This is a genomic window from Algicola sagamiensis DSM 14643 (assembly GCF_000374485.1).
In the GTDB taxonomy this organism is placed as follows: domain Bacteria; phylum Pseudomonadota; class Gammaproteobacteria; order Enterobacterales; family Alteromonadaceae; genus Algicola; species Algicola sagamiensis.
On record NZ_KB894506.1, the window covers coordinates 36,543 to 48,482 of the forward strand.

The following is an 11,940-nucleotide window of genomic DNA, read 5'->3' on the forward strand; positions in this document are numbered from 1 at the left end:
ATACCCGGTCTACCCCTCTTATTTTCAATCAAGGCGAGGAAGTCTGAAATAAAATAGCTAACCTGAATAAATACGATCAAAGGCATCTTCTAGGTTGTAATGTGCTTTTTCTCTGCAAACATCCCCATGTGCAGAAATCAAATGTTTAAATTCTAAGTGGAGGAGGCGATCAAAGTCTTCTTCCAATGACCCATCTTCAGGTGTCATGCCTTTGAGCCACATTGGACCGATTAATGTTGATTTTCTAAATCCTGCTAACTTCATGATGATCTTGGCAAAAATAGAGCATCCATCCCAATTGTCATAATGCTGAACGCTGTCACAAGTAATAAGTAATCCACCATGATGTTGATATAAAATGGCAGCTTCTGGATGCTTCGCATTTTCGAAAACAAAGAGTGACATATCTGGAAATGGCATTGGTGTGCTTTCATCCATTAATACATCTGGTGATGGATTGGGATATTTATTGCTGGAACTTTGACACCAAAACTTTGCTTTAAATTGCTCGACATAATATGCATCATCGACTCCGTGAAAATAGCCGAGTCGAAATACATGAGTAATTTTACCTAATTCTAAAAGTTGGGCTTCACCTTCTGTATTGAGGCGGATCGGGTTGATAAGGAGCAATTGATCCTCATGGCGTAAGATAGTCATGACTCGACTGATACATACCCATTTATGAATACTCATTGAACCACGAACAATGAAAACATCTGGAAAAATTTCTTCGATATCTTTGTGAGGCTGGGGTTCGGGGTATGTAGCGGTACTCATCGTTTTTTCCTTTATCGAGATAATTCACATGAGATTGTCTCTCAAGAAGAGACACTATCAGTGTATACCAATCTAGTGACGGCTCAATAATTCTGCCAGAACAGGAAACATGAGAAGAGTTTTACTATCTTTATCAGATAAAAAGACGAATGGGCAAGGTAAGTAAGCCAGTCTATGTTTCTTACAAGCCGTCTTGGACGGCGGATCATACTTATCGTGATTTTATTCAGCTCGGTTGTTACCTTGGTCACAACCGGGTTGGTATTGCGGGAAGACTATGAGCGGGATACAGGGAAAGTTGAACAACATATCGAAGATATCAAGCTCACAATCGGGAATGCGATTGCACAAGCACTGTGGAATTTCGAACTTGATCAAGTAAAAAGTCTATTTGGTGGGATCCTTCGGTATGATGAAATTAAAAAAATAGAATTAATCGATAAAGGAAACATGGTACTTCAAGAAGGAGAAGTTGAAGGCAATAGTAAAATGAAAATTGTTGAATTGCCTATGGAGTATGAGGGGAGTGAAGTCGGTATCGTTAAAATGTATATCAGTTATGAATATATTTACGAAACCCTATGGAGTAAAGCGGTTTATATTCTAGTCGCACAATTTATTCGTTCCCTGATTGTCTCTTTATTTATTCTATTGATCATTCATCTCATCGTCACCCGTCACCTTCTTAAACTTTCATATCAAGCCAGAGAGTTTCAAAGTGAGTCATCGGATACTCGGTTTGAGATTGAAAGAAAAAAGAGTAATTTCAAAGATGAGTTAGATGACTTAGTGGATGCTTTGAACGCAATGCGAGGTTCCTTAAAAGAGGAAATAGAAGAGCGAATTAATGTTCAGCAAGCATTACTGACCGAGAAGCAAACATTGCAAGTGACAATCCAAACTGCCAAGGTTGGCATGTTCGAGTTGGCAGATGAGAGAGTGAATATTATTTGTAATGACTTCTTTCGCGATCATCTAGGGATTTATGAAAGTGAATTCAAACTGCCAGAATTAACTGCCAAATTACAAAACCGAGAAACAAACATGTCTTTTCTTGATGCCATTTCTGAGCTTCAAGCTGGCAACTGTGAGGAGTTTTCGGGGGTCATTGAACGAGGAGGAAATGGACAGGTTCGTTATTTTCAGGTTTATGTGATTGCGGATATTCAGGAGTCTGGCTCCAGAGTGCTCGGCGGAACAACCGAAATTACGGAGCTTATCCGGGCCAATGAAAGTATGCAGGACTTAAACGTTCAGTTGGAAGATGTATTAAAAGAAAGAAGCGAACGTATGATGGAGGTCGAGCACATGGTTGTGGTTGGACAGCTTGTTGAAGGGGCGTCGAATCGTTTGAGTGATGCTGTCAATGAACTCAAAAGAAATCAAGGTCGAATGGCCAAGAGTGTCCGAGATACGTTGGGACACTATCAAAAGTTAAAGCATATCTTTGATGATGATAAAGCAGCGCAGTCTCATCTGAATAGTTGGATCCAGGATCATAATTTACCAACATTGGAAGATGAATCACTTGAATTCGTGGGTGAAAGTGAATCAACTTTGCTGCAGGTTAGTGCAATTGTGGATGACCTGAAAACGTTTTCGCATCATAAGTCTGATGTGTGGCGGGTGGTCAGTATTAATGATTTACTCATTCAGTCCGTTCACTTAGTGAAGTCGAATATGAGTAAACAGTGTGAACTGATTACCAATTTTGAAACCATCCCTGATAGTTATTGCTGTGTCGGACAGTTACAAAGGGCATTCGTCAACATTCTTCTCAATGCAGTCGATGTGCTGAAAAGCGGCGAGATCATTAAAATTACCACAGAGATTAAAGATACAATGATTGAGATCCGGTTCGAAGATCAAGGGCCAGGTATTCCTCAGAATCAGCTGAATAAAATATTTGAACCATTTTATACAACAAAAGAATCTGGTAAAGGTTCAGGCCTTGGGCTTTCTATCGTCAGGACAATTATTGCAGCACATCGAGGCAGAGTTTGGGCCGAGTCCGAAGGCATAGGTTGTGGAACGACGATTATTATTCACCTGCCAACAGATACTTCTTAATCAGATACTTTGTAACAGGCATTAGACAGCATAAAGTTTTTAGGACAGTCACAAAGTTTTTCAATTCAGGACAGCCAATGAAAATGGCAAAACTGGAGGCTTTTAACTAGTCTGAAAGCAGAGAAACCTATGAAATCAATACGAAACTAGTGAACCTTTTTCTTCGGATATTCTACTGCTGTATATTATTGCTTGGTGCCTACTGTGGTGCTGAGGATAGTTTGAGTGATGGACTGACTCGAGAGGTTATAGAAGAGTCATTGCAAACGACAGGCAAGAGCTTGAAAAAAGAAGTTGAAATTCTCAAGTCCTATGCGCCTCAGATTCATTCACTTTCTATTGATGATCAAATCTGGTTATATCATCGCTTGAGTCGCCGATATTACCAACTATCTCTATTTAAACTTGCATTAGAATCATCTCGAAAAGCAATGATGATTTTGGAAGAATCAGGCCTGAAAGATTCTGATCAATACTTGTCTGTCCTTATTGAAAACGCATTTGCACATTATGCCGTTTATCAAGATAGTCGAGAATGTGCGTTACTACAGGAAGCATATAAACTCGCACAGCATCACAATCAAAAAGTCCATTTGGCAAGAAGCCTGTATGGGTTAGCGCGTTGTCGTTTGAATGAGGATGATTATGCTCATGCAGTCCGAGATCTTGAGCAGGCTTATACCATGATAGAAAAACTAGATCATCCTGAAATTAAAGCGGAAGTGTTAGCCGAAATATCGCTATTGTTCTACAAGCTGCATGCATATCGGGAAAGTTTGCGGTATGAAGAGGAAGCATTACAAATTTATCAACAGCACCAGGTGCAGGACCGTGAACTGATTAGCCGATACAACCTGATCAAAACTTACATTCAACTCCATGAGATCGTCCTTGCGAAAAAACACTGGCGCATTTTAAAAGAGAAAGCAGACCTTTCTGAAGATAAAACTTGGCCATTCTTTATTGAACTTCTCGCACAACTGATTGCCCGTGAGGCGCATAACCCAGAAAAGGTTCTCAGGCATGTAAAACAAGCTGAGGCTAACCTTGCAGAAGTAGAAGAGCGACGACAGGTTGCGATTCATTACCTCAATCATCTATATGCGTGTGTGATGTTGGAAATTCAAGATTGTACAGAATCATTAATTAGTGGCCCAATTGTTCAACATGCAAATAAGCTGAGCATGTATCCGGCTTATCATAAAGTGATGGCTCGCTATTATGAGAGAAAGCAAAAGTGGCATTTGGTGATCCAACACCTGAGAGACTTGAACTTGATTTATGAGACAAGGTTGGATGAAAGTACAACCCAAAGTGCCATTGCGATGGCAATGGCGTTTCATGCAAAGTTGCAGAAGCTGACAAAAACACCGGAAGTCGAACGACCACTACCAATGATTTCACCTCAACCGGCTCAAGATGCAGAAAAGGTTGAAGCAAAATTACAGGCGATATATTCCATTTTACTTGCGGTTATCTCGATACTTATTTTTGGATTGATCGTGATTTACTATGCGGTTCGCCATCACCCTCACGTTGCGATGCGTGATGAACTGACGCACGTTTGCAGTCGGCGGTACACAATGTCAGAAGGGAAAAAGCGATTTGAAAATGGACAGCCATTTTGTTTATTAGTCATTGACTTAGATGGTTTTAAGAACATAAACCAAACTCATGGGCATGATGTCGGCGACTTGGTCCTTAAACATGTTGTGAAGCTGATGCAGCATGCACTGAGAGAGAAAGATTTGCTGGGGCGGGTTGGCAGCGAAGAGTTCGCAATTTTTTTAGAGGGCACAATGATCGATGTGGCGGAGTCAATCTCTAACCGTTTATGCAGATTGATTCACAGCAGCCCATTCCATTATCAAGGAAAAGAAATTCAATTGTCAGCCAGTATTGGACTGATTGACAAGCATACCTATCAGAAACGCTTCTCTGACATGCTTCATGAAGCAGAAATTGCTCTCCGTACCGCAAAAGAGAGAGGAGGGAATAAAGTGATGGTATTCCAGCCTGAAATGAGTCAACTTGAAGAATGCTGACTCACCTCTTGAATAGAACGGACTGGTATATTGAAAAGATTCGATAATAATTAACTGTACATAATAAAAGTGCTGATGGATCCATGACCACCCCTGTGACAATTTCTCTTAAAGTACTTGTGAAACATATGATTTTGGGCATTTGTATTCTTTTTTCGTTTTATAGTAATGCCGATCGTTATCAACTATGTGGTGTTGAGCGTCCACCTTTTGTTCAGCGTTCAGGACAGTCATTGACACAAGGTTTATCACTGGATATTTATCGTGAGGCATTTTCACGTATGGGGCATTCATTTCAAGCGGTTGCAATACCTTGGGACAAGTGTCGTGCCGCAGTAATATCCGGTGAGATGGATGCAATGATTGATGGACCACTTGATAGTGGAATTATTTCTTCCCGACAAGCAACGTCGGCTTATATCCTTGCAGTATATGTTCGAAAGGGTTTTACACAGCATCCGTTTACCTGGGACAGGCTTCGTGGCAAGAGGCTTGGTATTTTGAAAGACTACCCATACTCCCCACGGGTGAACGCTCAAACAGGTTTTCAAAGATATTATGCCTCATCTCACAGCGAGTTAATTCAAAAGTTACTCCAAGTCAGTGTCAATTTTGTTCTTATGGATATGCTTGCTGCACAGCGAGTTGCAACACAGCAATACGGAAAATTGAAAATGCTAAAACCTATCTCAGATGCAGGAAAGTTATATCTGGGATTTCATCAAAAGCACCAGAATCTTGTAAAACAATACGATCGTGTGATTACGCAAATGGATAAAGATGGTTCATTGGACAGGTTATACCTCAATTATTTGGCATACAGTTATCGTGATGTCATGAGTTGGTTGAAATGAGGACACTGCTTGACATGAAAAACATGGATACAGTGAAGTCGGTTAAAGCAATCATCATTACCGTTATTGCATACTTGTTGTTTGCACGCGCAGGAATCGCATTTTCGATACCTTTAGGTTTTGCAAGTGCAGTTTGGCCTGCTGCGGGTGTTGCATTCGCATGTGCATTGTTGTTTGGGCCAGTCGCAATCGTTGGTGTTTTCTTCGGAGTACTTTCGGTTCATTACTTTATGATCCCAATCACTCAAGATGTCCCAATACGTAATCTTGTGCCTGTTCTGATTGCGGTTGGTTCAACATTGCAAGTGACACTTGGTTATTTTTGGACAAAAAAGATCTGTGATCTTGAGTCACTTTTTACACAGCGCTCGAATATCACAAAGCTCTTTCTCATGGTCATCCCCATCTGTTGTTTAATTAGTGCAACCGTTGGCATTTCCTCTCAATATGCTGCGCATAATATTTCAGCAGAAACTTATCCAATTGCTTGGTTTACATGGTGGATAGGCGATACCCTTGGGATGGCATTCTTTACACCGATTATTCTTGTTTTATTTTATTCAAAACTATCTTATCCATTCTCAAGTCGGTTAGTAATTGCGATTACATCTTCAGTTGTCTTTATTCTAATCAGCATGGTGTTCTACTTATCTCGATTTCAACATGAGCAGGAGTTGACGGATTTATTTCAAAATAAAGTCAAACTGATCGATAGGGAGATTAACTTTTTTGAGCTTAATGTTTCGGGACAACTGGAAAGTTTAAAAAACTATTATAAATCGAGCACATTTATTGATCGGGAAGAATTTTCAATCTTTTCGAGTGGTGTTGTTCAGCAAAGCTCTGGAACAATTGCACTTCAATGGTTACCAAAAGTGGCCCGAGATGATAGCGAATTATGGGTTGAAAAAGCGAAAAAGGATGGGTTGACGTCTTTTAATATTCGGGAAAAGTCACCCACGCTTGGTATTTTGACTGATGATGCATTACCTTGGATTTTTCCTGTGTTCTATGTAGAACCAATGGTAGGCAATCAAGAAGAGCTGGGACTGGATTTGATGTCTTTACAAAAACGGCAAGACGCCATGCTTGAAGCGATGGACTCAGGTAAAATTGTTTCGACTTCCCCAAATATTAAAGTGACCAATGAGTCTGGTTCATTCTCAGAATTGCATGTATTTCAACCCATTTATAAACCAACAAGCTTTGTCCCTGATATTGAAGCACGCCAAGAAAACCTGTTGGCATTGCAAGGTTTTTATGCAGGTGTCTATCAGCTGAGTGATCTATTTGAAAGCATCTTGAATAAACAAGAACTAGCTGAAATAGGCGTTCAAATCCTTGATGTGACGCAAGGTGAGGCAATTACTTTAATGGATACGCTCAGTCAGGATGCAAGTTTTTATCAATATCAGGGGAAATATACGTTCTTTGGTCGACAATGGCTGGTTAAAGTTATTGCAACGAAGACATTTGATTTTGGCCATCAGAATTGGAACAGCTGGTATATTTTACTCGGTGGCTTATTGTTTGGCATGATTGTTCAAACATTTTTACTTTTTACCATTGGGTTTAATCAAAATCTGAAAGAAGAAATTGAAGCGAAAACACAAGCTTTGGTACAGGCGTCGGAGGAAGCGACGCTTGCAAATAAAGCGAAAAGTAACTTTCTTGCCAATATGAGCCATGAAATTAGAACCCCATTGAATGCCATTATTGGATTTACTGATTTAGGTTTAAGCGTCACGGAAGATGAAACGGCGAGGGGGTATTTTGAGAATATACAACTTTCTTCACATTCATTGATGAGCTTAGTCAATGACATCCTTGATATTTCTAAAATTGAAGCAGAGAAACTGGAATTAGAGGAGATCTCGTTCTCCTTAATCGATGTTCTCTCGCGTGCGGAAGCTATTTTTACGGAACAGGCGTCGCAAAAAGGAATTGCTTTTACCATAGAACAAGAAATTGGTGTGCCGGAAAAAGTTGTCGGTGATCCACTGCGTTTAGAACAGGTATTACTGAACCTTTGTTCAAATGCGGTAAAATTTACACCAAAAGGGTTTGTAAATTTGAGTGTCTATCGTCGCCAACGTGACTTAGAAGATGTCCATCTTGAATTTGTTGTTACTGATACAGGGATTGGGATCCCTGAGGAAAAGCAAGAACAATTATTCAGTGCCTTTACGCAGGCAGATACATCCACGACAAGAGAATTTGGTGGAACTGGATTAGGGCTAACAATCGCAAAGAAATTAGCACAACTCATGAGTGGTGATTTAAATTTGCAACACTCAAGCGCCAGTGGCTCTATCTTTTCTGCAACGGTTATTTTTCGCCCTCATTTGAAAGAACAGCCTGAGACCACCAAAGTCCTTAATGACCCACAAGAGGTTGATTTTACAGGACATCATATTTTAGTCGCTGAAGATAACCAAATTAATCAAATGCTGATGAATGAATTACTTAATCAGGTCAATGCAACAGCATCTTTTGTGGGTGATGGGAAGCAGGCAATTGAGTTTTTGAGAGAGAATGAAGATGTTGAGATCATTCTAATGGATGTACAGATGCCTGTTATGGATGGTTATGAAGCGACTCGACAAATCCGTTCAATTCCCGAATTTGATCATATTCCTATTGTTGCAGTATCTGCAAATGCGATGGCTAGTGATAAGGAAGAAGGGAGAGAAGCTGGTATGATTGATTATTTAACAAAACCTGTAGAGCGAGAGCAGCTTTATGCATGCTTAAACCATCATTTGAAACAACACCAAGAAAAAAGAGCGCCAAGTGGCGCTCAAAAAGGTGTAACTTGAAGATAGAATGAAAGTGTTTAAGCAACTTGGTGGTCACGTTCTAGTTGCGTTTGTTCACCTTGTTGTTTTTGCCCTCGAAGGTCAAATATGATACTTAAAATCACTGGCACAAGGATCATCGTGAACACAGTCGCAACCAGTAACCCTCCGACAACAACGGCACCTAACCCACGATAGAGTTCACTACCCGCACCAGGCATTAGCACAAGTGGCAACATACCACCAATCGACGTCAACGTACTCATCAAGATTGGGCGAACACGGGATTTCACCGACTGTACAATTGCGTCTTTTGGTGAGAGTTGTGTCATTGTTTCGCCTGTATCTGACTTTCCTTGCAGGAAGTTTAGGGTTTGGTGAACGATGAGAATCGCATTATTTACTACGACTCCCGCCAATATAACAAAACCAAGTATCGTCAGGACATCCAAGTTTTGGACAGGCACATAACGATCTATCACACTCGCCATATGGACACCAGAAAGCCCAAGGAATCCACCAAGTGTTGCTAATGGGACAGTCACCATGATCACAAGTGGGTAGAACCAGTTTTGGAATAGAATGACCATGACAAGATAAACGACAACAAAAGCGAGGAACATGGAGCTGGATACTAGGCCCATTGTTGATCCATCTCCAAGTAAGGCTTCTTTGACTTCATTGAGTTTACCTGCTGAGCCAGATAAGTTGACATCAATAGATGGATCAATTGCTCCTGCTGATCGAAGGTCTTTGACCAGATTTTTTAAACCACCGATTGCGTCATCCAGTGGCATTCCTTCAGGAGGAGTAAACTGAAGTGTAATTGCACGTTGACGTGCGACATGGCGGATTTGCTCTGGTACGCGAATACGTTCCAAATCTGCAACATGAGAAAAGTCGATGATATTCCCCTCCGGTGTGGCAAGGGGGGAACGCATCATAGCATCCAACGGCTGTTCACCAAAGCTATCCTGGCTAATGATTTTAATATCTTTGAGTTCACCATCCATTGCATAATCGCGGAAGAGTACGAGACCATCACCATTGATTGCTACAGCCATCCCCAAATCAGAGCGGTTAAGGTTTGCGCGTCTTAAATGATCATCATTCGGTGTGACTTTCAACTCCGGTGTAGGTAATAGGAAGTTTGCTGGATTTGGCATGGTTGCGTATGGACCATATGTTTCCATCAATTTAAAGAACAGTGCGGATGCACCATTTGTCACCTGTGTTAAGTCATCTCCAGTTAGATCAATGCTAATCGCAGATCCAGTGTGTCCACCGGTTTGGAAAAGCGGAAACTGAAATGCAAAACTGATGACGTCCGGCACATTCGCACCATTCGCTGCCAGATTGAGCAAGTCGACCGTGTCAATCGGTGCGCCTTCTTTGTCCGGAATACCCACATGGAGCAACATGCCGTTCATTGCAACAACAAAATAGTGATCGATACCCGGCGCTTTTTGCTGTTGTCCATCAATCGTCAGCATTGGGCGGTTATCTTCTGTTGGTGCTGAGCTACCGCGCAATGTTGACTCTAAAGCGAACTTATCCCCCGTATATTCCCAAGCTGGACGGATTGTATCTTCTAATCGAATACTTAAGTCTCTGATTTTATCTGAGTTATACCCTGGAGGTGTAAACAGCATACCAAATACGCCCGATTTATTTCCTTTCGGTAAATAATCCATCGGTGGGATGAGCACGATAATACCGATCATGGTGATAGCTAAAAATCCGCTGACGACAGCTAGGCGGCGCGGCCAGGTTTTGATCAGCTTTGAAACGAGTTGGCTGACGATATGTGGGATCCGATTAATCAGATTGTCTTTCTCAGATGGATTTCCTCTGGAAGGCAAACGGAGGAATCCAGCCGCTGCTGCTGGGATCACAAAGATAGATACCAAAAAGCTGATACCCACAGCTGCCATGATTGCAAGAGAAATGTCTTTGAATAACTGTCCCGTTGTATCCTGAATAAATAAAATTGGGAAGAATACTGCAATGGTTGTTAGTGTGGAGGCAAAGACAGCTCCACCAACTTCTTTTGTCCCATCAATGCTGGCCTGACGAGATGACTTCCCCATCTCCAGATGTCGGAATATATTTTCAATGACAACAATTGCGTTATCAATGACCATCCCAACGGCAAATGCCATTCCCGCTAGAGAAATAATATTGATTGAACGTCCCAACAGGACGAGGATCACGACAGCGGCTATCACAGAAATCGGAATGGCAAGTGCGATAACACCAATCGTTCGAAATGATCGGAGGAAAAGAAGTAAGGTCAATGTTGCGAGTAAACTACCGATCAGAATGTTGCTTTGAACGAGATCGATTGCATCATCCACATAGGTGGATTCATCCCAGGTTTGAACAAGCTCTAATGTGCCATTAAGACCGAGACGTTTTGCTTCTTGCTCCAAAATCCCGCCAGGTGCATTCATGACTTTGATTTCTTCCTGAAGTGCTTGTGCAGCTTGCAGTAAATTGGCTCCGTGTTGCAGTTCAAAATTCAAAAACGGCATTAATATCCCACGAGCACGAGCCCAAGTGGTTAGCTCTTTATAACCTTCAGTGACATGGGCAACATCGCCGAGTAAAACTGAACCAGCTTCATCACGGCGTAAAACAAGGTTTTTGAGTGAGTCAGGGCTATCAAAACGTCCTATCGCCTTCACGCGAATATCATTTTTCCCATCAACAAGTTTTCCGCCAGAATAGTTCTGGTTATTTGACTCAATTGCAGCGACCAACATAGAGTAGGTGATCCCATAACTTGCCATCGCACTTGGATTTACTTGAACCTGAAGCTCTTTTTCTCTTGCACCAAGAATTTGAACATTTGTGATCCCTTTTAGGCGTTCAAATCTTGGAATAAGACGCTTGTCGATAAAAGTATGGAGTGTTGTTGGGTCGAAATTTTGATCGGTCGAAGCAAGGCCGACCCAGGCAATTTTTTCTTGTGAATCAGGGTCAGAATCTTTGACCAGTGGCTGTGATACACCGTCCGGATAGGCGGGGACTTCATCCAATTTTTGTAAGACTTTTTGCATCGCCTCATTGATATCAGTCCCTGATTCAAACTCAAGTCGCAAACTACCAGCGCCGGCTCGGCTGGTACTGGTCATTGATGTGAGCCCAGTTAAATCACTCAGGACTTTTTCCTGCTCGGTGACGATGTCTGATTCGACCTGCATGGGGGAAGCATTTTCCCAGAAGGTATCGACGGCAATGACGACTGAATCAACAGTTGGTGTCATTTGGACAGGCACGCGGGAGAATGCCAAGATGCCAGACATCACGGAGAGGACCACGGCAACCATGACCGTGATCGGTTGTTTCACCGCGTTTTCTATCATTCGCATATCATACTCTCTTAGGGTA

General features: G+C 41.7%; 6 protein-coding genes. 4 read left to right on the top strand and 2 right to left on the bottom strand.

Going from position 1 to position 11,940, the window contains the following annotated elements; all coding sequences use genetic code 11:
• Positions 1–57 precede the first annotated feature (57 nt).
• Positions 58–780 carry a hypothetical protein gene (locus C505_RS0118070; RefSeq protein WP_018694042.1) on the bottom strand — a complete coding sequence of 241 codons (723 nt, stop codon included), beginning with the start codon at positions 778–780 and terminating at the stop codon, positions 58–60.
• 174 nt (positions 781–954) lie between these two features.
• On the opposite strand from C505_RS0118070, the gene C505_RS0118075 reads away from it, so the two are divergent.
• From C505_RS0118075 to C505_RS0118090, 4 genes are all read left to right on the top strand, one after another.
• Positions 955–2,850: an ATP-binding protein gene (locus tag C505_RS0118075; protein ID WP_018694043.1), complete on the top strand. Its 1,896-nt coding sequence runs from the start codon at positions 955–957 to the stop codon at positions 2,848–2,850.
• Between the two features lie 149 nt (positions 2,851–2,999).
• Positions 3,000–4,895, top strand: a complete 1,896-nt coding sequence (locus C505_RS23885; protein WP_157369185.1) for a tetratricopeptide repeat-containing diguanylate cyclase — start codon at positions 3,000–3,002, stop codon at positions 4,893–4,895.
• Between the two features lie 83 nt (positions 4,896–4,978).
• Positions 4,979–5,749: a substrate-binding periplasmic protein gene (locus C505_RS0118085; protein ID WP_018694045.1), complete on the top strand. Its 771-nt coding sequence runs from the start codon at positions 4,979–4,981 to the stop codon at positions 5,747–5,749.
• A gap of 14 nt (positions 5,750–5,763) precedes the next feature.
• Positions 5,764–8,568 (top strand): CHASE domain-containing protein, encoded by a 2,805-nt coding sequence (locus C505_RS0118090; protein ID WP_169337067.1) that lies wholly within the window; start codon positions 5,764–5,766, stop codon positions 8,566–8,568.
• A gap of 17 nt (positions 8,569–8,585) precedes the next feature.
• Here the strand turns inward: C505_RS0118090 and C505_RS0118095 are convergent, their stop codons facing one another.
• Positions 8,586–11,921, bottom strand: a complete 3,336-nt coding sequence (locus C505_RS0118095) for an efflux RND transporter permease subunit (protein WP_018694047.1) — start codon at positions 11,919–11,921, stop codon at positions 8,586–8,588.
• Positions 11,922–11,940: the final 19 nt, after the last annotated feature.